The organism is Enterococcus sp. C46 (assembly GCF_040887565.1).
In the GTDB taxonomy this organism is placed as follows: Bacteria; Bacillota; Bacilli; order Lactobacillales; family Enterococcaceae; genus Enterococcus_B; species Enterococcus_B lactis.
Genome location: NZ_JBFOGA010000003.1, coordinates 225,124 through 249,740 on the forward strand (window position 1 = coordinate 225,124; position 24,617 = coordinate 249,740).

Below are 24,617 nucleotides of genomic sequence, written 5' to 3' on the forward strand. Positions count from 1 at the left end.
CTCACTTCCCTTCTGGCAGATATTTGTCCAGCATGTCGTCTTTGATTCGTTTTAATTCGGTTCTTGGCAACATCGATAGCAGTTCCCACCCTAGATCAAGTGTTTCAGTAATCGAACGGTTCGTGTAGAATCCTTGATTGACATATTCTTTTTCAAACCGCTCAGCAAACTTCGCATAGATCTTGTCTACATCAGATAAAGCAGATTCTCCTAAAACTACGGCTAATTCTTTTGCCTGTTTTCCTTGTGCATAGGCTGCAAAAAGCTGATTCATCGTAGCCGCATGGTCTTCTCTTGTCTTTCCGGGTCCAGTTCCTTTATCTTTTAACCGCGAAAGAGACGGAAGTACATCAATTGGTGGTTGAATCCCACTCTTGTAAAGCTCTCTAGTCAAGATGATCTGACCTTCTGTAATATAACCGGTCAAGTCAGGGATCGGATGGGTCTTATCGTCTTCTGGCATTGTTAAAATCGGAATTTGAGTAACTGATCCTTTTAGTCCGCGGATCCTTCCTGCTCGTTCGAACAAAGTAGCTAAGTTCGTGTAAAGATACCCAGGATAGCCTCTTCTCCCTGGAACTTCTCGCCGTGCTGCAGAAATCTCTCGCAATGCCTCTGCATAGTTGGTCATGTCTGTCATGATAACCAATACATGCATTCCTTTTTCATAAGCAAGATATTCTGCAGCAGTCAAAGCCATACGAGGAGTAGCAATACGTTCGATTGCAGGGTCGTTTGCTAAATTCATGAACATGACAGAACGGTCGATTGCACCAGTTTGTCGAAAATCTTCCATGAAAAATTCTGCTTCTTCAAAAGTAATTCCAATAGCAGCAAAGACTACGGCGAAATCATCTGATGAATCAAGTACCGTTGCTTGTCGCGCAATCTGAGCAGCTAATTCTTTGTGAGGAAGACCAGAACCAGAAAATACTGGTAATTTTTGTCCACGAACTAATGTGTTCAAATGATCGATTGCAGAAATCCCTGTTTGGATAAACTCATCTGGGTAATCCCGAGCTACTGGATTGATTACTTCTCCGTTAATATCCAAATACTTTTCGGGCAGGATTTCTGGTCCATTATCTTTTGGACGTCCCAAGCCATCGAATACTCGACCGATCATGTCTTCCGATACACCTAGTTCTAAAGGATGTCCTAAAAATCGTACAGAAGAGTCACGTAAATTGATACCACTTGTTCCTTCAAATATTTGGACCATTGCTTTATCTTCTTGGACTTCCAATACTTGTCCACGACGAATCTCGCCATTTTGCATACGGACTTCGATTAATTCTTCATATTTGACACCAGCAACTTTTTCAACCGCCATCAATGGACCGACGACTTCACCGATCGTACGATATTCTTTAATCATTGCTCATGCCTCCTTCTGAAACGATTGTTTGCATCGTTTGCTTGATTTCACCGATAATTTGATCTAGTTTTTCTAATTCTGTTTCCGGGATATACTTGCTTCGTCCGATCCTTTCACGAATCGATACGGTACCGTCCATGATCTCACTTAAATAAGCACCTAACGACAACGCACGCCGTCCTTCTTCACCAAAGGTTAAGATCATCTTCAACATTTTGAATTGTTTCTCTCTTGAAGTGAATGTATCGACATCATCAAAAGCATTTTGCTGCAAATAATCTTCACGAATGGATTTTGCCACTTCTAATGTCAGACGGTCATTATCTGAAAGGGAATCAATCCCTACCAAACGCACGATTTCATTCAGCTGCTGTTCTTCCTGCAAAATACGCATGCCCTCGGTGACCATGGATGCCCAGTCAGCTTGAAGGATATGATCCATATACTTCCCTACTTCTGTTGAATAAAGAGAATAGCTTTGTATCCAATCGATCGAAGGAAAATGTCTTTTTTGGGCTAAACTGGAATCAAGACCCCAGAATACTTTTACGACCCGCAATGTATTTTGTGTGACTGGTTCCGAAATATCCCCTCCAGAGGGCGATACAGCACTGATTGCGGTTATACTTCCTTCGCGACCTTCTGATCCTAATGCAATGACTCTTCCAGATCGTTCATAGTATTCCGCAAGCCGTGAACCAAGATAAGCTGGATAACCTTCATCACCAGGCATTTCTTCCAAACGTCCGCTCATCTCACGAAGTGCTTCTGCCCATCGTGAAGTGGAGTCAGCCATGATAGCAACGTCATAACCCATGTCACGGAAATATTCCGCAATCGTGATTCCCGTATAGATAGAAGCTTCTCGAGCCGCTACCGGCATGTTAGATGTATTCGCAATCAATACCGTACGTTCCATCAATGATTCTCCTGTATTAGGGTCAATCAATTCAGGGAATTCATTTAAAACATCCGTCATCTCATTTCCACGTTCACCGCATCCCACATAAACGACCATGTCCACATCGGCCCATTTTGCGATTTGATGCTGAACGACTGTTTTTCCTGCACCAAATGGACCAGGAACAGCAGCTGCTCCCCCTTTTGTCACTGGGAAGAACGTATCGATCACTCGCTGTCCGGTGATCATCGGTGCATCAGGGTTTAATTTTTCTTTGATTGGTCGACTACGTCTTACTGGCCATTTTTGGAGCATCGTCAAGTTTTTGTCACCATTTTCAGTTTCAACGACACATACGGTTTCATCAATAGTGAACGACCCTTTTTCGATTGTTTTGATCGTACCTTTTATCCCATTTGGCACCATGATTTTGTGTTTGATAACTTTTGTTTCTTCTACGATTCCAATCACATCGCCAGCACTAACCGTTTCTCCGGCTTCTAATATTGGTTCGAACCACCATTTTTTCTCATGATCCAATGCAGGCAATTGGACTCCCCGTCCTAAGAAATTACTTTGTGTGATTTCCATAAAGGTATCTAATGGCCGTTGGATTCCGTCAAACATTTGTGAAATGATCCCTGGTCCTAATTCAACAGATAAAGCTTCACCAGTAGAGCGAACCGGTTCGCCTGGACCAATTCCAGAAGTCTCTTCATATACTTGAATAGACGCCACGTCGCCACGCATCTCAATAATTTCTCCGATAACTCCTAGATCTCCCACTAAACACATGTCCTGGATACTGGCATCAGACATGTTCTCAGCCATTACAAGAGGTCCGGAGACTTTTATGATTTTTCCAATTTGCAAAATTTCTATCTCCTTTTCATACTATAAGATATTTTGACCTACTGCTTTTTCTACGTTCTTTTGAATTTCTTCCAGCCCAATCCCTAATGATCCTTGATGGTTGGGAATCAATACGATAGCAGGTATCATTTGTTCCTTGTAACGTTCGATCGTTTCTGGGCTCAATGCTGCACATTGCTCTGTGACATAAATCACGCCATATTCATTCTTTGCCATTTCTTCAATTGCCTGGCGAACGGTCTGCTTGGTTGTACCGTAACGAACATCGAAGCCAAACAATTTGAATGGCAAAACAGAATCTTTGTCGCCAACTACACCGATCTTATGCGTCATAGACTTGTCTCACCCGCTTTCTGATTGTTTCTGGTTCGAAATGGCTTCTTTTGCCGATAACCAGTAAACGAAGGTTTTTGCTTTCTACCTCTTTTGCGTTCAAAAAGGCTAGTAGTGGCAGTGGTCCGAAAGCCTGGGTTTGTGCTTCTTGATACAATGAACTTAGATAATCATCTTTCAACTGTTCAAACTTTACGAGATCAAGATTTCCCTCACGGATGACAGGACGCAGAAACTCAGCATAATCTGTCTCTAATAGAAAGTTCGTGTAAGCTTCCATGTCTTTATCTACAAAGTTCAAAAATACTTCTTTTTCGATACTTCCCGAACTGGAAAGCACCGTCGTCATGAACCCATATGTTCTTTTCTGCAATATTCCTCGAGCCATCGTTGTGATATTGGTCAAGTCAATAAAAGTAATGACTTCTGTCAGTAATTCTTGATATCCTAGCTTATCGGCGAGCCGTCGCTGTTCAGTCATAAACTGCCGATCATAGATCACATCGATTCCCTGAAGAATGGTAGACTCTTCAAAATAATCGCGGACTTCTCGTATACTATCCATAATACTTTCAGGGAGTTCATTTGAAACTTGCGTATGAATGGCATCCTTCAAGGTTTCTAATGAATAAAACCCATCGTCGATATACAAATGGTCCAGATTTTGATTTGTCATCTCAGCCTTTGTTAAAGCTTTCAGATTATGGAAAGTATAACGCATCGTATAGATCCAAACGATTTCAGGCTCCGGTGCTGATTCCTTTAACCAGCGAAATAGACGGCTCTGCTCCTTTAAAAGATTCTGTTCAAAGTCATATTCATATCCGTCATAGATATATGGACTGTAAATCGTGGATTTCAATATCTCACCAAGTGCTTCGACAGAATTGGTTTGAATCATCCGTTCAAATGTCTCATTGGACAAAAGTTCAAGCTCTCTTCCGCGAATCAAGGGATTTAGTTCGTGGTATTCCATACACTGATCCCTCCTTATTCGAATAATTGATTGGCAATCTCAAAACTCATCGTTCCTTGGATATCTTGTACAAGGCTGCTGAAAAGAAAATTATACTGAACTCCTTGATCGTTTATCAGAAACCCAGCTTGACCAGCAACAGATTCATCGCTTAAAACCATCGTAAATGGAAGTTCATTGTTCCATTCATCCAACAATGTCTGAGAAAGATAAGCTGCTGATTTTTCTCCAGCAATGAATGTTACTTTGCCTGTCAAAGGTAATGAATACAATGAATTTTTGATAAACTGGATTTGTTCAGATTCATCCCAATTCTCCATTTCAGCTATTGCATCTGCAAACAATCGACGTAAAAATTCCTGCTTCGCGTTCAAATTTTCTTGTCGCACTTCTACTTGTTGGCGATTCCTAAGCTGACGGTATTTTTTTTCAAGTAATTCGATTTGTTTTTCTTTTTGTTTTTGATGTTCTGTTTCGATTTGCGTACGTTTTTGTTCAAAGTTTTGATCGATCTTCATTCGCTCTTCTTGCTCTAACGCCGCTCTTTCTTGCTCTGCTGCTTCATTCATCTGAGAGATGATTTTTTCAATGGCGTTCATCTGGTTTTCCTCCTTTATGCTTAGGCATTCAATACTAATAGGAAGGAAATAACGAAACCTAAAATCGCATATGTTTCAACCATCGCAGCAAAAATGATTCCTTTTGTAGCATGTTCAGGTTTTTTCGCTAAAATTTGGATACCTGCTGCTGCAACTTTCCCTTGGGCGATACCTGAAAACAAGCCTGTAAAAGCAATCGGCAGAGAAGCGCCTAAAAAGTTCAAACCTTGTACAACTGACATATCATTTCCTAAGTTGATAAAAATCAAAAAGGCGATAACGAATCCATACAACCCTTGCGTACCTGGAAGCAATTGCAGAATCAGAGCCTGTCCGAATTTTTCGGGTTGACTTGTTGTTAACGCTGCTGCTGCCTCACCTGTCATTCCAACACCTTTAGCTGAACCGATCCCTGAAAAAATCGTCGCTGTTGCCATCGCTAATACTGCAAATACCATTCCACCATTTTGACTAATTAAGTAATCCATCATTGTATAAAAATCCTCCAATTATCTATTGTTTTTTTTCTTATGATTGATGTTGACGTATTTTTCCGCCGTTTTCAGCGGGTCAAAGGCACGTCCGCCTCCTGTATAAAATTTTCCAAAAAATTCGACATACTGCAATCGTGCGCCATGGACATAGGCACTCAACAGTGTCAAAAACATATTCAGTGCGTGTAAAGCGATGATCAAAAGGATCCCTACACTGAATCGAGCGGCTGGCGGCATGAAAGCAACTAGCATATTGAATGCCGCGCCAATACTTCCGCCTGAAATACCTAGTGCCATCAAACGTGTATAACTGACTAAATCACCGATATAACCAGTCAATCCATAAAGATTATACGCTCCTTTAGCAGCACCTTTGACTTTAGACGGCGATTGGATAATCGGCACGATTAAGATACATAAAGCAGCAATGATCGATAGCCCCGCGCCAAGATAAACAAATGCTGTATTTTTTATCAACATGGCACCAATCAATGCAATAACGATTCCAATTAGGATTCCTTGCCAGGCAAATCCATCACTGACAGCACTCAAGTAATCTTTTCTCCTGATATTTTCCTTTGCTGCCACAAATAATCCAACCAAGATCTGTATTAGACCGAAAATCACGGATAAAATCAAAATCGTATTGACGTCATCCGTCGTAGATAGGATTGGGAAAGGCAAGCGAATGCCAAACAGTTCTTTTGGTAATGCCTGTCCGAAAAATGAACTGTAGATCAATCCCCAGATGATCGATGGTACCGAGAGAATCTCAAAGAATTTTACGAAACGTTTCATCCCACGTGGTAAAACAAGTAGTTTTTGAGCTAGTATTGTCCCAATGAGCATCAGCAATCCGTAACCAACATCTGCGACCATCATCCCGAAGAAGACAAGATAAAATGGTGTCATCCAAGGTGTTGGATCTACTTCTTCATATTTTGGCAGACTGTACATTTCAGTCAGCAATTCAAAAGGTTCGATAAGCGGATGGTTTTTCAATTTAGTAGGGACTTCCTGCTGAATCTCTTCTGAGTTTGGTGTTTCGAAACTAACATATATATCTTCTTCTGATACAGTTTCGTTTAACACATGCATCAAATTCTGTTTTTCTTCTGCATCTACCCAACCTTGCAAAACGATCAGATAAGTGGCATGGATAAACCGTTCTTTTACTTTTTCCCGTTCTGCAACGGCAAGTGTGACTTCTTCTACCCATTCAAATTCTTGGATATAGCCGCTGCACTGACCTAACGCTGTTGTTATCTTCTTTTGGTGCTCGTGAACAATGGATAATTGCCGTTTGGTTTCTTGCAGTTTTTCTTTAGGATTTTGTTCATAAGGATACGTTTCTTTATTGAACCCGTATTTCCCAGCAATTTCTTCTATAGCAGCAGCTGATTTGTTTAAAGCAACATACGAAAGATAAACTTGTTTTGGCGTATAATCTATTTCTTCCATATAAACGTCATCAAGTTTACTCAGTTCTTCCTTGAAACTTTCAAAATTTGCTGCACTCACAGTCCCCATCTCAAAAAGGGTCGTCTTACTTGCATACATACTTGGAGCAATATCCAGCTGTTGCCAATGAAGAAGCCATTCTTCCTCTTCTTCTAAACGATCGCGTTTTTCAGTTAGCTGTTCCCACTTTTCTTTTAAATCAAGGACTTCTTCTAATTTGTTCATGAAATTTTCTTCGGAATAATTTGCTTCCAAATCTTGTAAGGAAAGTTCTTGACGTTTCAAATGGAGTTTCTTTTGACGGCTATCGCCGTGGTGTTGTATGAATTGGATAGCTTCTTGGATGTCTTTCAGTCGATTGCCTAAAGCGCTTAATTTTGCTTCTTTATCAATAATCGTGGTATCTGGAAAATATTTTTCTACCCACTGGTTATTTGTTCTATTTTGATACAGATCCCGGATTTCAACATTTTGGATTCCTTGTACTGCTTGTAAAATCCTCTCCTGATTTCTTTTATCTGAAATGAGGGTCACTTTTTCCATCTTAGTGACGGCCATAAGTTTCTTTCACCCTTTCAATGATTGCACCGATTGCTTGACTCTGATGCTTTTGATATTGGTCTTTCAAAGTAGCTTGCACCTTGTCTGCTTCTGCTTTCAATTTCATTTTTTCTTTTTCTAATTCTTGCTTTTCGAATTGTTCTTTTTCTTCTACCAACTGTTTCAGCTGTTGCCGATTGTTTATTTGGATTATCTCCAATTCTTGCTCTTTTTCTTCTGCATAGGTCTTCAACTGCTGTCGTAGGGTTCGGGCACGCTTCTCATTTTCTTCTTCTGCTTTTCGGATTTGTTCCAATGCTTCTAACACTTGCTTCACTTCCTTTCGATTTAAAAAAGAGGTACATGCTTTCTTTTTTCATTGAAAGTATGTACCTCTAAAGATAACTTAGTATAGGCAGGCCCCTTCAATAAAATGTCCTTCTCACCCCTTGAAGAACTAGATCCTTGAAGCTTACGCCCAACCTTTTTATTTCTGCTTACTTTTTATTATAACAAATTAAGCAATATTTTCAACTATCGTCATGAATTTCACACGAAAATTCTCTTTACAGATAGTAACACAGCAAGAACAGATAAGTATAGGGGCAAGTCTTACATAGTTTAAATTTTTTTAAATCCTTGTTACAATTAGTCTACTTTAGGGGGAATAAAAATGAAACCAATCATCGGCATTGCCGGGAATCAACTGATTCGAGCAACAGATATTTTCCAAGGAAATCAAGTAAGCTACACACCGCAGGGATTTGTGGATGCAGTTTTAGATGCTCAAGGATTGCCTCTTATTCTGCCAGTCATGTCTCCAGATTCAGCGCCTCAACTAATTGAGAAAATCGACAAACTTATTCTTGCAGGCGGTCAGGATGTTAGTCCGCAACTTTACATGGAAGACCCTCATCCAAAACTGACGGAAACAAATATTCAACGAGACCAATTCGAACAGGCATTGATTTTGGAAGCATTGAAACAAAGAAAACCGATTTTTGCAGTCTGCCGAGGACTTCAGCTATTGAATGTCGTGTTGGAAGGAACACTTTATCAAGATCTTTCATTATATCCAAAATGGTCCGTAAAACACGAACAACAGCCCACTGCCCCGCAGTTTGCGACTCACGAAGTCAAAATCGTTTCGGACAGTTTATTAAGTGACCTTCTCCCTGATTCATACTTTGTGAATTCCTATCATCATCAGGCAGTCAAAGATCTTTCTCCTTTGTTAAAAGCCATCGCCTTTTCCAACGATGGACTCATTGAAGCAGTCCAAAGTAAAGATAATATGCACAAAATTCTTGGTGTCCAATGGCATCCGGAACTTTCTCATCGTGTAGATTCATCTGAACAGCGTTTATTCGATTTCTTTGTGAATGAATTTTAACCGTTTTTCTGAGGAAGTTGTGAAAAAGCTGTCCTGCATCAAGTAATAAGAACAGTTAAACAAAAATAGCTTCTCATATTTTTCGTTTGGCTGGGCTTATTACCGCAGATGCAAGCTTTTGAACACCGTGAATCAGAGGTCGTGAAATCAGCGCCCTGACCTGAGTATTAGAGAAATAAAACGGAAAAATCGCTTCTTATATTTTACCGTTTTTTGAGCTAATACCGAAGGAGACAGTGGCACGCCTTTTGTTGCAGTCGCTTTTTAGTCTATTGAGCAATGTTGGCTAGCATTTTTCTCAATCGTCCTTTCGATAGTCCAACAGCCTTTGGAGCTGAGTAATCTGTTGCTGTAATTCCATTCCTTTTGTCGTATCTCGATTAAGTTTGCGTGGGAGCTGCTGCTCGATCACTTTTTTTACATTCGTTTGATCAGATTTTTTTGCAAATTGTTGTTCAATAGGCAAGAACGGATAATGTGTCACGATTTGGAAACCGTAAGAATTGCATAGTAGTGAGTAGCCAGCAATCCCGGTTGTTTTTTGATAAGCTTTGGATAGACCTCCGTCAATAACAAATGCTTTTCCGTTTGCTTTGATCGGTGACTCCCCTTTTTTTACTTTTACTGGCGTGTGCCCATTGATGATTGCTGAACCTTCTTCTTTTGCATCGAATTCTGCCAAAATTTTTTCACTGAACCACTCTTCATCTCGCAAGTGATAATAGGGATTGCTTTTTTCGACGTGCGTATGAGGCTCTGTGAGAAAATAGCGCTCAAAAGTTGCCATTTTACTCTTGCCGAATAAAGGCGAAAATGGCCCGCTCCACGCATACCAAATCAAATCGGTCGCCAAATCTTCTTTTGCAGTCAAATCTTTTGCGCTTTCAGTTATCTGTTTTTCAAAAAATCCCAGTAATTCTTTTCCGCGATAAGATTGGTCTAATTCAAATGCTAAGAGCTGCCCCTTTTCATCTACAGGTATACAGCCATGAAACAGTACATGCTGATTATTCGTGAGATACATTCCCCCTTTTTTGATCAAAAACGTCATGTGTTTTTGCATTCTTAACGAGTGCTGGAATGAATACACCAAACTATCGATCACTTTTTGTTCCTCTTCCAAGAACTTTTTAGGATCATCTGGCTGGATCGTTTGAAAACAAGTCCCTTTCAACTCATAGAGCTGACCTTCTAAATCGATTGTTGATTCCTCGTAGTTGATTTTTTCCAACAATTTACGATCGTCCATTTTAAATTCAGGTCGTCGATCCAACAACTGATGTTCTGATTTGAATTGGAGGATAGAAAGTGCTTGATGGATCTTTTCTAATTCTTCTTGTTCTCTTTCAGATAGATCTTTCCCGTTTTTAGGTGTAAATACAGGATTCTTCTGGTAAGTTTGATGGGCAAAAGAAAATAATGGACGTAAATTTAATCCATATTCTTTCTCTAATTCAAATAAATAGTTGTAGCGTGCGGCAATCCGTAAAAGCGTCAATAAACATGCCTCAGAGCCGCAATACGCACCAATCCACAAAATATCATGATTCCCCCACTGGATATCTACAGAGGAAAAATCCATGATTCGATCCATCACTTTGGCTGCTTGAGTTCCCCGATCAAAAATATCACCCACGATATGCAAATGATCGATGACAGATTTTTGGATCGTCTGCGCAAGTTTTGTTAAAAATTTTTCTTCTTCCTTCATCAAGACAAGCTGTTCAATGATTTTTTTTACATAGTCTTTTTTCCCGTTGATACGATCATCGATATACAAGAGTTCCTCAATGATATAGCTATATTCTTTCGGCAATCCTTTTCGAACTTTTGATCGAGTGTATTTGACTGTCGTAAACCGTAAAAGATCGATCGAACGATGGATCAGCTGGGATTTATCTTGTTTTTTGTACCACTCAGTCGTCAATGCATATTCTGGATAAGCCGTAAAAATAGTGAATTGGCTAATCTCTGTTTCCGTCATTTGTTCAGAGAAAAGGTCTTTGATCTTTTCTTTAAGATTTCCTGAACCGATACGCAGAATATGATCAAAAGCAGGAAATTCGCCATGTATATCGCTCAAAAATAACTCTGTTCCTTTTGGAAGCTGTAAAATTGCTTCGAGATTGATGATTTCCGTGATGACATCTTCCGTTGTGGGGAATTTCTCTGAAAGTAAATCTAAATAGCGGTCCATTAAAACGCCTCCAAAAATTGGTATACTCAATATTATAAAGTTGTTATACACTATTTTCAATGGATATATATCAAATATAATAAAAAAATAGAAATAGGTCTATACAAAAAAGAAGCTGAGAACAATAAATGTCCAGCTTCCTTCTATATTTTTTTATATTTTATGCTTTTTTTCGTTCATTTCTCATAATTGAAATCGATTGTTTCAATGAACTCCATAATCCGCCTTCGCTATACACGAGTACATTCGATTTGTACATGTTTGCAGACAAAATCATCAATAAGAATGTCACGGCTACAAGTACCAACAAGGAAATCAATGCTCCACCCATACCGACTGTCTCATTTGCCAAGCGAACCGGCATAATATAGGAAGATAAAAATGGAATATACGAAGTGATTCGAATAACGATATTATTTGGATCTGACGCACCTAATATCAACCCAAGCATGTATCCGCCTAAAGATAAATAAGTCACTGGCAAGATTGCTTTTGCTGTATCTTCTGCTTTGTTGACCAAAGAGCCACATAAAGCTGCCAAAACAGAAAAAATCAAAATGCCAAAGATCATAAATAGAAGAGAATACCACAAGAATGGTCCAATCAAATTATCTAATGAGATACCATCCAATATATTCTTGACCATTTCCATATCTTTGAATTGATTGTATCCTACACCAAAAATAATGCCGTATAATGCCATTTGCGTTAATGCAACAAGCAAAACACCAGTTAGTTTCCCGTAAAAATGCTTTTGTGCAGTCGTACTGGACAGGATCACTTCCATGATCCGCGTGCCTTTTTCAGAAGCAATCTCTTGTGCAATGATTTGTGCATAAGTCAGAATGATAATGAACAAGACAATCGTCGCCACATAGCTGACAACATATTGGACTGTCGAATTATCTTCTCCTACCGACATTTTTCCTTTTGAATCAAAGTTGACTTTTTGTCGAGTCAAACTTGCCTGTTGGCTCAAACTTGCTACTTCTTCTGGAGAAATACCTAATTCGCTTGCTCGAAGCATCGATTGCAAGCCTGTCAATTGTTGTTGTATCAGCAGTTGTGTACTTTGTCCCAATGAATTTTCACTATAAAGCGTCCCATTTACTTTATCTTTATCAGTTGAGACTACTAAATAAGCATCAATTTTTTCTTCCGAAAGGTCTTTTTGTGCGTTTTCTTCAGAATCCACTGCTTTGAACTCAAAATCATCTGTTTTGACTTGGCTCATTTGCTGACTGATTTGCTCATTATCAGCCAATACGCCGATTTTATTGACATCACTATTTTGCTGGGCAAAGTTTCCTGCTACATAAATAATACCTAGCATGATGAAAGGGACTAATATCATAATCAAGAAAGAAATCGACTTGACATTTTTTAAATAGACATCTTTGGTAATAATCCAAAACTTACGCATCGATTTCACCTGCTTTCAATTTGAAAATCTCTTCCAAAGTTGGCGGCTGCTGGTTGAACATAGGAATATAGCCGAATTGAGTCGCACGAGTAAAGATTTCTTTCCCTGCTTCAGGATCTTCTAATGTAATCTCTAACGTATTATCCTCACGAAGGATCACTTTTTTCACGCCTTCGATTTCTTCTACTTCCTGTTGGCTTAACCCAGATTCCAAGAATAACTTCGTACGGCCAAATGATTCACGGATCTCATGGACTTTTCCATTCAAAACCATTTTTCCGTTTCGCAGCATGATCAAATGATCACAGATTTTTTCTACATTATCCATATTATGGCTAGAAAAAATGACACACGAACCATGTTTCTTCAATTCCAATATTCCATCTTTCAGTAATTCCGCGTTTACCGGATCTAACCCGCTAAATGGTTCATCCAAAATGATCAATTTAGGTTCATGGATCAATGTGGCGATGAGCTGGACTTTTTGCTGATTCCCTTTAGACAAAGATTTTACTTTATCCGTCTTTTTCCCTTTTACCTGAAATTTTTCCATCCAAAAATCGATTTTTGGTTCAATTTCTTTTCTTGATTTCCCTCTAAGTTCTGCAAAATAAAGCAGTTGGTCTTGAATCGTTACTTTTGGATAAAGTCCTCGTTCTTCTGGAAGATAACCGATGATATCATAATCTTTCTCCCCAAGATGATGACCATTCCATAACACTTCTCCTTGGTCTTGTGTCAAAAAATCCAAGATCAAACGAAAAGTCGTTGTCTTCCCAGCACCGTTTTGACCAATCAGCCCCATGATTTTTCCGTCTGGGATTTGGAAAGAGACATGATCGACAGCTGTGTAGTTCCCAAAAGTTTTAACAAGATTCTTGACTTCTAACATTTCTTCACTCCTTCTTCAATAAATCCATATATCCTAAAACACCAGATGTAAGCGATTTATTATTTACCAACAAAACGTATACTCTCTTGTTGTTGTAAATAAAATGATAGGACACTTTACTTTCTTTGTAAAGTGCCCTTTTCTCATTCCTGATGTAATTTATCAAATACGTTTTGTGCGACATTTTTCGGTAGTCCGATTTCTTGTAATTCTTCTATCGTAGCTGCTGTGATATTTTTCAATGATTTGAACTCTTTAAGCAACATTTTTTTTCGTTTCGGTCCTAGCCCTTCGATTTCATCTAATCGGGAAGCAAAACTGTTTTTACTACGCAGCTGCCGATGGAAAGTAATCGCGAATCGATGGACTTCATCTTGGACCCTCTGGAGCAAGAAAAACTCAGGTGAATTTCGCTCAAGTGGTACTACAACCAAATCTGTACCGAATAGCAACTCATTTGTTTTATGTTTATCGTTTTTTGCCATACCAGCAATAGGAATATCGATTCCTAATTGATTTTCTAAGACATCTTTTGCTACATCGACTTGTCCTTTTCCTCCATCAATCAAGATTAAATCAGGTAAAGGCAACCCTTCACGAATCACTCGTGAATATCTGCGATAGATGACTTCTCTCATCGATGCATAATCATCCGGTCCGTTGACTGTTTTTATTTTATATTTCCGATATTCTTTTCTTGCTGGTTTTCCATCAATGAATACGACCATCGCAGCCACAGGATTCGTCCCCATGATATTGGAGTTATCAAAAGATTCGATGCGTATTGGGGTCGGGATATTCATTGCGTTTCCTAAACGTTCAACTGCTCCAATCGTCCGCTCCTGCTTTCTAGCAATCAAATCAAATCGTTCATTCAAAGCAACTGAGGCATTCTTATTCGCCAATTCCACTAATTTTTTCTTTTCGCCTCGTTTTGGTTGTAGAACTTTCGTATCCAACAAAGCTTCTACACTTGGTTTGTCGATCGTATCAGGAATCAAGACTTCTTTAGGAATGAAATGTTCATTTTCCTGATAAAACTGGCCAATATAAGTCAAAAAATCTTCTTCTGCTTCGTTATAGAAAGGAAACATTGAAACATCTCGTTCAATTAACTTTCCTTGTCTTACAAAAAACACTTGGACACACATCCAGCCTTTATCAATCGCATAACCAAATACATCTCGATCCAGTAAATCAGTATTTGTCATTTTTTGGCGAGTCATGATTGTTTCGATAGCACGGATCTGGTCTCGGTATTCTGCAGCTTTTTCAAATTCCATGTTTTCAGCAGCTTTTTCCATTTTCTGATGGATCTCTGACTCGATTTTTTCGTGTCCTCCGTTTAAAAAGTTTTTCACTTCATCAACGATTTTCGTATAGACTTTCGGATCTACATCGAAATAATAAGGACACAGACATTGCCCCAAATGATAGTAAAGACAAGGCTCCTTTGTCTGACTAGGTTTGCATTTTCTCAGAGGAAATAATCGGTCGAGAATTTTCTTTGTCTCATTCGCCGCACCGACATCAGGATATGGTCCAAAATACAGTGCTTTGTCTTTTAGTACTTTGCGAGTAATCACCAAACGGGGATATTTTTCATTCGTTATCTTAAGGAAAGGATAGGTTTTATCATCCTTTAACATAATATTGTATTTAGGATCATTTTTCTTTATCAGATTGATTTCTAAGAGCAATGCTTCGATATTCGATTCTGTAACGATGTATTCAAAGTCTTCAATTTCACTAACAAGCCGTTCCGTTTTCGTATTATGGCTGCCAGTAAAATATGAGCGGACGCGATTTTTCAATATTTTGGCTTTTCCGACATAAATGATCGTTCCATTTTTATCTTTCATCAAGTAACAGCCGGGCTGATCAGGAAGTAAAGCTAGTTTGTTTTTGATTCGTTCGTTCATCTGGTACTCCCCTTCATATTCAATTAAAGTTATTATAGCATGTCTGTCAAAAAAACAATCCAGCCTGACAACGTAATTATACTCAAAAAATGTTAATTTGAATAACCTTAACTCAACCGCAAAAAAACCGAGGACGGAACTGAATTCAGTCCCATCCTCAGCTTATTTTTGCTTTAAGCTTTTATAAATATTGATCGATCATTTGACGTAGTTGTTCTTTTGAATGAACACCAACAGCTTTTTCTACTACTTGACCATCTTTTTTCAACATTAATGTTGGAATACTCATGATTCCGAATTGTTGAGGAGTTTCTGGATTTTCATCCACATCCATTTTAGCAATTCTGAATTCTTCTTCATCATATTCTTGTTCCAATTGATCCAAAATCGGTGCTTGCATACGACATGGACCACACCAAGTTGCCCAAAAATCAATTAATACAAGTCCTTTGTCTGTTTCTTCGTTAAATGTCTTATCTGTAATTACTTGTGACATATCAAAGACCTCCATTTTTAAAATCTATGACCAGTATAGCATTTCTATCCTTGGATAGCGAACCATCTGCTTACCTTTAGTAAGCTTTACTTAAATTTAACAATTGTCGCACCATTTCCGCCTTGATTTGCCGGTGCAAACTCAAAGCTTTTGACGCTCCGATGGTTTTTAAGATAATCAGTAATTCCCTTGCGAAGTGCGCCTGTTCCTTTTCCGTGGACAATAGTCACTTGAGGATAACCTGCTAGGATAGCAGAATCCAAATACTGATCTACTTCACTTAGCGCTTCCTCATAACGTTTTCCTCGAAGGTCCAATTGATTCGGCACATGACTGCTAGATTCAGAACGTACAGCATGGACAACTCGTTGTGTCGGCTCTTTTTGAGGAGCGACAGGCATCAGTTCGTCTTCGGACACATTCATTTTTAGTATGCCGATTTCTACTTGCCACTGATTCCCGTTTTTACGTAAAAGCGTCCCTCTTTGGCCGTAAGTCGTAACCAACACTTCGTCTCCCGGTTTCAATATTTTTTGTTCTTTCGCCTTCTTCAATACTTTATTTTTCTTCAAAGTTTCTTCTTGATGTAGATTTGCTAATTGGGTCTTTGCATCGATCAACTGATGCTCTTTCACATTTCCTTGCCCGATCTGCTGTTGCATTTTACGAATATCAGCAATGATTTTTTCTGCTTTTTCTTCCGCCTCTGACACGACTTCATTTGCTTTTTTCTTTGCTTTCTCTATTTCTTTTTCACGTTCTTCAAAGAAATAGCTGTAAGCTTCTTTCAAATCATGATGAAGTTCTTGTGCCTCAGAAACAAAATGTCGCATTTCCAGATATTCGGTCTCTGCCATTTTCCGGCGATTCTCTAAATCTGTGATCATTTCATTTAAATCTTGGCTCTCATCATTCATCAACTGCTTTGCTTCATTAATAACATCTGTATCAAGGCCTAATCGACTGGAGATTTCAAATGCATTGCTTCGTCCAGGCACACCAATCAGTAAACGATACGTTGGACTTAGTGTATCCACATCGAACTCCATGCTGGCATTAATCGTATTTGCCCGATTGTATCCATAAACTTTCAATTCAGGATAGTGCGTAGTTGCCATCACATAAGCAGACTTTTTACCAAGATCATCTAAGATTGCGATGGCTAGAGCAGCACCTTCTTGTGGATCTGTTCCTGCACCAAGCTCGTCAAATAGTACCAGACTTTTTTCATTGACTTTTGATAAAATATCTACGGTGTTCGTCATATGAGAAGAAAAGGTCGATAGACTTTGCTCAATCGATTGTTCGTCACCTATATCCGCAAATACTTCTTCAAAAATACCGATTTGGCTTTCTTCTCCTACAGGAATCGGCAACCCGGCTTGCCCCATCAGCTGTAATAGACCTAAAGTCTTCAACGTGATCGTTTTCCCACCTGTATTAGGTCCTGTAATGACGATGGCTTGATAGTCTTTTCCAATTGCGATGTCATTAGGAACTACTTTTTCCTGATCAATCAGCGGATGTCTTGCTTGTTTCAAGACGACATGATTGTCTTCACTGATTCCCGGCACGATGGCTTTTACTTCTTTACCAAATCGTGCTTTTGCATTCATCAGATCCATTTTACCAATCACATAAGCATTGTGGATGATTTCTTGACGATGTGGAACAAGTTCTGCAGAAAGTTCACTTAAAATACGTTGAATCTCATTTCGTTCAGCGATTTGGTATTGACGCAAACGATTATTCAAATCTACCACTTGTTTTGGTTCAATAAATAAAGTCTGTCCTGAAGCACTTTGATCGTGAACTACACCGCCAAATACACCGCGGTATTCTTGTTTGACTGGGATAACGTAGCGGTCATTTCGCATGGTGATGATTGCATCGCTCAAATATTTTGCGTTCTTCCCACGGACGATTCCGTCTAACTGTTCACGAACAGCTTGTTCACTTCGACGAATGTTCTGTCTTATGATTTTTAGCTCAGGAGAAGCATCGTCGGTCACGCGTCCGTCTTCATCAATTGCTTCCTTTAAACGACGACTTAAAACAGGAATCGTGACTAGCTGATCTGCCCACATATACAAACGCGCAAATTCGATTTCACTGTCAGAAAGATCATCAATGAACCGATGCAATTCACTTGTCGTAGATAACACTCTGGAAACTTGTGCAAGCTCCACTCCATTCAAATCTGCCCTGATTTCGATCCGTTTCATATGAGGGCGGATATTTTCAAGTTTTGGTATAGGAACCCCGCCTCGCAGACGTTGTACTTTCAACCCATCCTCAGTTTCTTGAAGCCATTCTGTGATCGTTTGTTTCTCGCTCACTGGTACCAATTCTGCCAGTTCTTCTTTTCCTTGTGCAGTCACTACAAATTGTTTGACCATCTGTTTGACTTTTTCAAATTCCAATGTTTCAAGGATTCGGTTATTCATTTTATCACCTTATCTTTCACTATGAAAAAAGGGCTGTGCCGGACATACGTTGCGCAGCCTTCTTAAATAAACTACTGTGTACAAAAAACAAAACATTCTTGTAAAAGTTTTTCTAAAAAAATATTTTTCTAGCCCTATTTTCCTTAATTCAAAATATTCGTTACCCAAAGCTCATACATCTTGTTGGTAAGAAAGGGCGTTCTCTCAACGATAAGACGAGCGAAACTATGCTCGCCGAATTGGTTTTGGACCACATCTAATGGAACAAAGGCAAGTAACTGCAAAATCAAAAATATAGTAACGTAAGCCATGATTAGTGACAGGATACCTCCTGCAATCCAGTCTACCTGTCTCAAGATTGGCACATATGTCAATCCATGGACAAAGACCCCCACAAATCGGGTGATCAGCCAGCCAATCAGCAAAATGATCAGAAAAGCCGTTCCTGCATAAAAAGCTTCATCTAGGTGAAAGGCAAATACTTGATCAAAAAATGCTAACTTTGATGTCGGGGTGACAGCTGGGTATGGAATGTATAATTCCAAATGACTTGCTAATGGTTTGTAAAAATGCTGGGCAGCAATAAATGACAACACATATCCGATTGCGAATATGACTTGTAAAGCAAACCCGCGACGTGCTCCAGAAAAAAACGCAATTAGCAATAAAAATAAAATCAGCAAACTCAGCATGCTACGTTCCTTTCTCTTCTAACTTTTTTAAATTTTTCTTATTTTAATAAAAGGATCTTAATTAGAAGATTTTTGTTTGATTTGTCCTTTTCGTTTTTCATTTAAAATCTGTTGTGCTTCCACATGATTTTTAATAGTATAATCTGCTTGACCATTTTCTTTCAGTACTTCTCGAGCTTCATTCTCGATTGCTTCCATGCGTTTTACGCGATTTTCAAGCTCTGTAAATTTGATCATTTTTTTCTTTAATTCTGCTGTTTCTTCTTCTAGTTCCAAGATTCTTTCTTGTTTCTTCAATTGATCCGAAAGCGCATTGACAGCCATCAAGATCGCTGCTTGTTCATTATCCATTTGTGGTGATAATTGTTTCAATTCTGCTAACTGCTCATTAATCAGCTTCGTTACGATATCCATATGATGCTTGGTTTCCCGTCCGATAATAGTATATGTTTGGTTGGCAATCACTGCTTTGTAGCGTGTTTTTTCGTGCGCCATACGAATCATTTCCTCCTATTTGATGAAAGTTTTATTTAGTGTACCATGAAGTTGGTTCTTTCACCGTTCTCCACAAATATTTTTCACATACTTAACTATTATATGATAAACTTTAAAAAAATGCTATGTCTCGCAACCTCTTAGAAAACGAAAAGTCAGGAGTTGCGGTATAGATTTATGTATAAAAACGAGGAGAATTTTATGAGCAACGTCATTATCAAAGCAACGAACGACCAACTTAGTCAAATGAAAGCATACTATCGCTCTTATTTGTTAAATAAACAGATTCCTTATACTATCTTTGCTGCAAAAAAAGACGGGACGACCATCACTGCTTACACATCAGGAAAAGTGATGTTCCAAGGGGCAAACGCAGAAACGGAAGCTCAGCGCTGGGGACAGGCACAGGATAAACAGGCCAAACCAGCAAGAACGGTCTCTTCTTTGCCAAAAAATATCAGTCAATTATCCGTTTTAGGCAGCGATGAAGTCGGAAATGGTAGCTATTTCGGTCCACTAACAGTATGTGCTGCTTATGTGAAACGTGATCAGCTTGCAGAATTACGTAAACTTGGTGTTCGAGATTCAAAAGAGTTAAAAGATAGCCAAATCATCCAACTTGCTGATATCTTAAAAGAAACTATCCCTTACAAACTACTTGTCTTGCCCCCAGAAAAATACAATGAGATCCAGCCAAAATACAATGCCGTTCGGATGAAAGTCGCTTTGCATAATCAAGCAATCCATTTGCTGCTAAAAAAAATCGCACCAGAAAAACCAGAAGCGATTTTGATCGATCAGTTTACGCCAGAAGCAAATTTTAAAAAATATGCGCGTTTAGAAAAAAATCACTTGCAAGAAAAACTGTACTTCGTTACTAAAGGTGAACAATATCATTTAGCTGTTGCTGCTGCTTCTATCATCAGTCGTGCCAGCTTTTTAGAAGAGTTAGACAAAGCATCAGCTGAAGCTGGAATCACCCTTCCCTCAGGAGCTGGAACGAAATCTGATCAAATAGCGGCAAAACTATTAGAAAAAGGCGGCATGCCTATGCTTGAAAAATATGCCAAACTTCACTTTGCCAATACAGAAAAAGCGTTGAATCTACTAAAAAAATAAATGGTGTTCAAAAACTTGCATCTGCGGTAATAAGTCCAACCAAACGAAAAATAGGAGGAGCTATTTTTGTTTGGCTGTTCTTATTACTTGATGCAGGACAGCTTTTTCACAACCTCTTTCCTTAAACGGTGTTCTCCTGCCAACTCCTCGGTCACAAGTCACAATATTCATCAAACATGAGAAGCTGTTTTTTGAAATTGCTCCTTGTGACTCGGAGCTGAACGGCAGGCTCACAACCTCTTTCCTTAAACGGTGTTCCAGAAGTAGCTTCTTCGAAAAATAAGCCGAAATTTCACAAAAATTTGAGAAGCAAATTTCGTCAATTCCTTCTTATTTCTTGAAGCTGACCACTTCTGTCACAACCTCTTTCCTTATTTATTGCTGAAAATAGGTGGTCAATGCTTGTGTCAAACTTGCAGCGATTTGCTGCTGATAACTGTCTGTTACTAATTCCTCTAAATCACTATCATTATTCATATAACCCATCTCGATTAAAATAGAAGGTTGAAGATTTTCTCGAAGAACTTGATAGTTCCCAGTGGAGATTCCTCTTGAATCCAGAGGCAGATCAGTGAAGGAATCAGCGATTGTTTGTGCTAATGTTTCCTCTTGTCCATAGTAATAATATGTCGTGATCCCAGTTGCTTCATTCGCATATTCCGTAGAGTCTGCGTGTAAACTGATAAAGACATCTGCCTTTTTTTCTTCACTGTAGTCGCATATATCTCCAAGCTGTACTAATTCATCTGTAGTGTGGGTCAAATAAACCGTTGCTCCAGCATCCTCTAGCGCCTTTTTTACTTTTATGGCTGTACTTAATGTTATATCCTTTTCTTCTGTTTGTTCATCATTGCTTAATGCCCCAGTATCATTTCCGCCATGCCCAGGATCTAATACAATCACTGCATCAGATAACTCTTTCGGTTTTGTTTGTATATTCTTTGTGACTTTGGTTCCATCTACGAGGGCTAAATATCCAGTATAGCCATCATTAGTCTTAATCTGATAAGCATTTTTTGTTTCGGAAAGAAACTCCGTCAGTTCTCCGCCGTTTATAGTTGCTAATGGGGTCGTTAGCGAGTCATCTGTATATAGTGTACGGTCATTTTTTCCGATTTTGACTAATGTCTCTTGTTCTGTGTCATCAGATGATTCCTTTGTCTTTGTAACCGTGCTGTTCGTACTGTTGACCGTTTGTTCAACTATCTTTTTTTGACCAAAAACATCTATTCGAAAACAGATAATAATGATAATGATTGCACATACAAAAGCTCCAATTATTTTTTTCATGTTTGACTCTCACCTCGTAGATTCAGACTAAGGGGCAAAACTTAAAATCAGCTTAAGTACGCAAAAAAGGAGCTGCGACAAACATTTTGTCACAGCCCCGTGTTTTCAAATAAACAGCAAATTTAACCAATCAGTTCCCATGCGCCCCACTCATTAGAACCTGGTTCTTCTCCTTGATTCCACCACTTTGCCTGATAAACTTTCCCTTGATAAGTGACGATGTCTCCCTTGACATAAGCTTTTTCTGGATTCCATTCTTCATATCCTGGAGCAGGGTCTTCGCTTTCCGTTGTGATCGTTATCGGCAAGCTTTTCTCAGATACATTTCCAGAAGCGTCAAATGCACTGACTGTATAAGTGTACGGTGTATTTGTCTCCAAACCTGTATCTGTATATCGAGTATGAGTTGTTTGTGCTACACGCTGACCATCACGATAGATGTAATAACCTGCCACCTGATTATTGTCTGTTGATTCTTCCCAACTCAAAGTAACTTGTGTTCCTTGAATATCTGAAACAGCTAGATTTTCGGGTACAGATGGGGGCTGCGTATCGGATGGATCTGGTATCAGTTCTTTTCCATAGATGACTTGCCGATTGATTTCCGCTCCTTCATCTCCGATTCTTTGGACTAACGCAATATGGCCAATTCGATCGACTGTTGGATTCTCATCACTTGATCTTAATCTAAATTCATAAGAAGCATCTGGCTCGATATGTTTACCATCATATACAGAAGCTAAATCAATCACGACATACCCATTTTCTATCGTTACTGTTCCAGCTTTGTAATCTCCGGCACTTAGACTTTCAGCTGAGTGGATTGGAATATACAGTTTAGGGAATTTGATTGTTTCTTGGGCTAATTCCACTGCACTCAATACACTAGAAGTTTCGTTAAGCTGCTCGTTGTTCTTGATAGTGATGTTATAACCATTCGCACCATATTCACTATAAGTAGAAATATCCACATCAATCGCTAACGGGGAGGAAACTATTTCTTGTTCTGACAGTTTTTCGTCACCGAATAATCCTTGTTTGATCGCATTAGTCAGCTCGTCTCTCTTACTACTGTTGGTTTCCTTATCTTGTGATTGCATCCAGGAGATTACTCCACCTAATTCATTTTCTTTTACATATTCTGCTTTGTAGCTGACAGATTTGACATTGTCATAAGTAAAGAATTCTCCTGTTGTTTTACTGTACATATAAGGTGCTTTCGCTACATCATCCCAATATTCTTTTAAGTCTGCTGTTTGATCAATCAAATCAGCGATATTCCGATAAGGCCAGACACCGCCAGCTCTACCACCATTTCCTGAAACAAGATCGTTTTTGTTTTTGGCACCGTAAGAAGGTGTTTGATCGGCATCTTGGTTGCTTGCTTTTGCTGATTGGAACAAACCAGGTAGCTCTTTGTTATCCCCGCTTTCTACCTCATGCCAGCCGCGTGTATAAAAAGCTGCACCAATCACGATTTTGTCGGAAGGAGCTCCTTCTTTTTGTAAAAATTTGACTGTCTGATCAACAGAAAGACCTTCTTCATAATTAGGATCAGCTGGATTACCATAAAGTGCCGTATGATGAGCACTGTTTGGACTCCATGCCCCATTCAAATCATAGGTCATGATATTGGCAAAATCTACCACAGAGAATAATTTAGGAATGTCAATCCCATCATTTAATTTTTCTCTTGAAGAAGGAAGCGCTACAGATAATTCATATGTTTTCCCTAACTTTTCTCCTTGTTGATCAATTGACTCGCGAATCTCTTTTAAAAGCGTGATGTAATTCTCTTTATCTTCCGGTTTTGCATGTGGTGTTCCTTCATCGTTTACATTATCTACTAGATCTGGCTGACGGACATCAGCTGGATATTCCCAATCGACATCGACAAAATCCATATTGGTATACTTAATAAATTTCGTGATATTTTCTACTAGATTTTTACGTTTTACTGGATCAGCTGCAACTTCTGAAAAGTCTCCTGATTTTGACCATCCACCTAAAGATACGCCTATTTTTAGATTTTTATTTTTGCCGCGTAAATCTTGGATTGCATTCAAAATCCCGGAACTTGGTGTGTTCCATCCTACGCCAGGTTGTTCTAAAGAAGCACCTACAGCAGCATCTGCATCTGTAAATTTCAGATTCCCCTCGCTATCAAAATCTAAAAAGGCAAAGTTCAAATGTGTTAGCTGATCCGCTGGAATATCTTGAGGAAGAAATTTCCCTTCACCATCCCAGATGGACCAATCTCCATAATACATGACATTCCGGTATTCTTTTGCTTGAACAACTTGAGCTGTTTCTTCGGCATAGACAGAGTCTTTTTGTCCTAATAACGGAGATGTGACAGACATCACCGAAGAAAATAACATTACGGCTAAACTGATTTTTTTCATTTTTGACATATTTTGAAACCTCCTTTTGTCTATTCGTTGTGATTCATCCACCAAATAAATAGTTTCTTTCATCCTACAAATAATTAATTATTTATGTTATTAAATAAAAACACCTCCTAGATAACCGACAGAACAAACGAACCAGAAACATTGACTTTATAATTACAACTAAATAGTAACATTCTGAAATTACGTTTGCAATCGTTTTCTTTTATGTTTCATACGTTATTTATAAGCAAACAAAAACTACTTTTTAGTTAAATCTCTTTTGATAACGATTCAATTAGAATG

Annotated in this window: 20 protein-coding genes and 1 other annotated feature; of the genes, 2 read left to right on the forward strand and 18 right to left on the reverse strand. The window is 38.9% G+C overall.

Going from position 1 to position 24,617, the window contains the following annotated elements; genetic code table 11:
- Position 1: 1 nt before the first annotated feature.
- The 8 genes from AB3I27_RS06750 to AB3I27_RS06785 are packed head-to-tail and all read right to left on the reverse strand — an operon-like array spanning position 2 to position 7,892.
- On the reverse strand, positions 2-1,378 hold the full coding sequence (locus AB3I27_RS06750; protein ID WP_002313473.1) for a V-type ATP synthase subunit B: 1,377 nt from the start codon (positions 1,376-1,378) through the stop codon (positions 2-4).
- Entirely contained in the window at positions 1,371-3,152 is a 1,782-nt protein-coding gene (locus AB3I27_RS06755; protein ID WP_047927413.1) for a V-type ATP synthase subunit A, read from the reverse strand. Before AB3I27_RS06755 ends, AB3I27_RS06750 begins: the two co-directional genes overlap by 8 nt.
- A gap of 21 nt (positions 3,153-3,173) precedes the next feature.
- Positions 3,174-3,485 carry a V-type ATP synthase subunit F gene (locus AB3I27_RS06760; RefSeq protein WP_002292844.1) on the reverse strand — a complete coding sequence of 104 codons (312 nt, stop codon included), beginning with the start codon at positions 3,483-3,485 and terminating at the stop codon, positions 3,174-3,176.
- Positions 3,475-4,461, reverse strand: coding sequence for a V-type ATPase subunit (locus AB3I27_RS06765; RefSeq protein WP_047927414.1), 987 nt, complete (start codon positions 4,459-4,461; stop codon positions 3,475-3,477). Before AB3I27_RS06765 ends, AB3I27_RS06760 begins: the two co-directional genes overlap by 11 nt.
- Before the next feature lie 14 nt (positions 4,462-4,475).
- Positions 4,476-5,060 carry a V-type ATP synthase subunit E gene (locus AB3I27_RS06770; RefSeq protein ID WP_002308528.1) on the reverse strand — a complete coding sequence of 195 codons (585 nt, stop codon included), beginning with the start codon at positions 5,058-5,060 and terminating at the stop codon, positions 4,476-4,478.
- A gap of 20 nt (positions 5,061-5,080) precedes the next feature.
- On the reverse strand, positions 5,081-5,551 hold the full coding sequence (locus AB3I27_RS06775) for a V-type ATP synthase subunit K (protein WP_002292848.1): 471 nt from the start codon (positions 5,549-5,551) through the stop codon (positions 5,081-5,083).
- Between the two features lie 18 nt (positions 5,552-5,569).
- Positions 5,570-7,573: a V-type ATP synthase subunit I gene (locus AB3I27_RS06780; RefSeq protein ID WP_047927417.1), complete on the reverse strand. Its 2,004-nt coding sequence runs from the start codon at positions 7,571-7,573 to the stop codon at positions 5,570-5,572.
- Positions 7,560-7,892: a hypothetical protein gene (locus AB3I27_RS06785; protein WP_002312205.1), complete on the reverse strand. Its 333-nt coding sequence runs from the start codon at positions 7,890-7,892 to the stop codon at positions 7,560-7,562. Before AB3I27_RS06785 ends, AB3I27_RS06780 begins: the two co-directional genes overlap by 14 nt.
- A 99-nt stretch (positions 7,893-7,991) precedes the next feature.
- Positions 7,992-8,039 (reverse strand) — a sequence feature (sodium ion sensor (DUF1646 type); this cis-regulatory element may regulate processes involved in with the transportation of sodium ions).
- 189 nt (positions 8,040-8,228) lie between these two features.
- On the opposite strand from AB3I27_RS06785, the gene AB3I27_RS06790 reads away from it, so the two are divergent.
- Positions 8,229-8,948 carry a gamma-glutamyl-gamma-aminobutyrate hydrolase family protein gene (locus tag AB3I27_RS06790; protein ID WP_002308521.1) on the forward strand — a complete coding sequence of 240 codons (720 nt, stop codon included), beginning with the start codon at positions 8,229-8,231 and terminating at the stop codon, positions 8,946-8,948.
- A gap of 298 nt (positions 8,949-9,246) precedes the next feature.
- Here the strand turns inward: AB3I27_RS06790 and AB3I27_RS06795 are convergent, their stop codons facing one another.
- The 8 genes from AB3I27_RS06795 to zapA form a co-directional block, all read right to left on the reverse strand.
- On the reverse strand, positions 9,247-11,145 hold the full coding sequence (locus tag AB3I27_RS06795) for a fructose-1,6-bisphosphatase (RefSeq protein ID WP_368022955.1): 1,899 nt from the start codon (positions 11,143-11,145) through the stop codon (positions 9,247-9,249).
- 160 nt (positions 11,146-11,305) lie between these two features.
- Positions 11,306-12,568 (reverse strand): ABC transporter permease, encoded by a 1,263-nt coding sequence (locus tag AB3I27_RS06800; protein ID WP_002308517.1) that lies wholly within the window; start codon positions 12,566-12,568, stop codon positions 11,306-11,308.
- A complete protein-coding gene (locus tag AB3I27_RS06805; RefSeq protein WP_002290805.1) occupies positions 12,561-13,460 on the reverse strand; it encodes an ABC transporter ATP-binding protein in 900 nt (299 codons plus the stop codon). Before AB3I27_RS06805 ends, AB3I27_RS06800 begins: the two co-directional genes overlap by 8 nt.
- 143 nt (positions 13,461-13,603) lie before the next feature.
- Entirely contained in the window at positions 13,604-15,382 is a 1,779-nt protein-coding gene (uvrC, locus tag AB3I27_RS06810) for an excinuclease ABC subunit UvrC (RefSeq protein WP_047927420.1), read from the reverse strand.
- A gap of 181 nt (positions 15,383-15,563) precedes the next feature.
- Positions 15,564-15,878 (reverse strand): thioredoxin, encoded by a 315-nt coding sequence (gene trxA / locus AB3I27_RS06815; protein WP_002290803.1) that lies wholly within the window; start codon positions 15,876-15,878, stop codon positions 15,564-15,566.
- Between the two features lie 86 nt (positions 15,879-15,964).
- Complete coding sequence (locus AB3I27_RS06820) at positions 15,965-18,325, reverse strand: endonuclease MutS2 (protein WP_222897048.1); 2,361 nt, start codon at positions 18,323-18,325, stop codon at positions 15,965-15,967.
- 143 nt (positions 18,326-18,468) lie between these two features.
- Positions 18,469-19,017: a CvpA family protein gene (locus AB3I27_RS06825; RefSeq protein ID WP_002308513.1), complete on the reverse strand. Its 549-nt coding sequence runs from the start codon at positions 19,015-19,017 to the stop codon at positions 18,469-18,471.
- A gap of 57 nt (positions 19,018-19,074) precedes the next feature.
- Positions 19,075-19,512, reverse strand: coding sequence for a cell division protein ZapA (zapA, locus tag AB3I27_RS06830; RefSeq protein WP_002290800.1), 438 nt, complete (start codon positions 19,510-19,512; stop codon positions 19,075-19,077).
- A 201-nt stretch (positions 19,513-19,713) separates the two neighbouring features.
- Between zapA and rnhC the strand changes: the two genes are divergently transcribed.
- Positions 19,714-20,631, forward strand: coding sequence for a ribonuclease HIII (gene rnhC, locus AB3I27_RS06835; RefSeq protein ID WP_002308512.1), 918 nt, complete (start codon positions 19,714-19,716; stop codon positions 20,629-20,631).
- Positions 20,632-21,006: 375 nt separating this feature from the next.
- Here the strand turns inward: rnhC and AB3I27_RS06840 are convergent, their stop codons facing one another.
- On the reverse strand, positions 21,007-21,921 hold the full coding sequence (locus AB3I27_RS06840; RefSeq protein ID WP_002312200.1) for an N-acetylmuramoyl-L-alanine amidase: 915 nt from the start codon (positions 21,919-21,921) through the stop codon (positions 21,007-21,009).
- Positions 21,922-22,043: 122 nt separating this feature from the next.
- Entirely contained in the window at positions 22,044-24,335 is a 2,292-nt protein-coding gene (locus AB3I27_RS06845; RefSeq protein WP_002346085.1) for a glycosyl hydrolase family 18 protein, read from the reverse strand.
- Positions 24,336-24,617: the final 282 nt, after the last annotated feature.

Coding starts and splice junctions, on each gene's coding strand:
- AB3I27_RS06800 (WP_002308517.1), bottom strand. CDS start 12,568: ATGCGTAAGTTTTGGATTATTACCAAAGATGTCTATTTAAAAAATGTC.
- rnhC (WP_002308512.1), top strand. CDS start 19,714: ATGAGCAACGTCATTATCAAAGCAACGAACGACCAACTTAGTCAAATG.
- AB3I27_RS06760 (WP_002292844.1), bottom strand. CDS start 3,485: ATGACGCATAAGATCGGTGTAGTTGGCGACAAAGATTCTGTTTTGCCA.
- AB3I27_RS06775 (WP_002292848.1), bottom strand. CDS start 5,551: ATGATGGATTACTTAATTAGTCAAAATGGTGGAATGGTATTTGCAGTA.
- uvrC (WP_047927420.1), bottom strand. CDS start 15,382: ATGAACGAACGAATCAAAAACAAACTAGCTTTACTTCCTGATCAGCCC.
- AB3I27_RS06820 (WP_222897048.1), bottom strand. CDS start 18,325: ATGAATAACCGAATCCTTGAAACATTGGAATTTGAAAAAGTCAAACAG.
- AB3I27_RS06825 (WP_002308513.1), bottom strand. CDS start 19,017: ATGCTGAGTTTGCTGATTTTATTTTTATTGCTAATTGCGTTTTTTTCT.
- AB3I27_RS06765 (WP_047927414.1), bottom strand. CDS start 4,461: ATGGAATACCACGAACTAAATCCCTTGATTCGCGGAAGAGAGCTTGAA.
- AB3I27_RS06805 (WP_002290805.1), bottom strand. CDS start 13,460: ATGTTAGAAGTCAAGAATCTTGTTAAAACTTTTGGGAACTACACAGCT.
- zapA (WP_002290800.1), bottom strand. CDS start 19,512: ATGGCGCACGAAAAAACACGCTACAAAGCAGTGATTGCCAACCAAACA.
- AB3I27_RS06770 (WP_002308528.1), bottom strand. CDS start 5,060: ATGAACGCCATTGAAAAAATCATCTCTCAGATGAATGAAGCAGCAGAG.
- AB3I27_RS06845 (WP_002346085.1), bottom strand. CDS start 24,335: ATGTCAAAAATGAAAAAAATCAGTTTAGCCGTAATGTTATTTTCTTCG.
- AB3I27_RS06790 (WP_002308521.1), top strand. CDS start 8,229: ATGAAACCAATCATCGGCATTGCCGGGAATCAACTGATTCGAGCAACA.
- trxA (WP_002290803.1), bottom strand. CDS start 15,878: ATGTCACAAGTAATTACAGATAAGACATTTAACGAAGAAACAGACAAA.
- AB3I27_RS06750 (WP_002313473.1), bottom strand. CDS start 1,378: ATGATTAAAGAATATCGTACGATCGGTGAAGTCGTCGGTCCATTGATG.
- AB3I27_RS06780 (WP_047927417.1), bottom strand. CDS start 7,573: ATGGCCGTCACTAAGATGGAAAAAGTGACCCTCATTTCAGATAAAAGA.
- AB3I27_RS06840 (WP_002312200.1), bottom strand. CDS start 21,921: ATGAAAAAAATAATTGGAGCTTTTGTATGTGCAATCATTATCATTATT.
- AB3I27_RS06795 (WP_368022955.1), bottom strand. CDS start 11,145: ATGGACCGCTATTTAGATTTACTTTCAGAGAAATTCCCCACAACGGAA.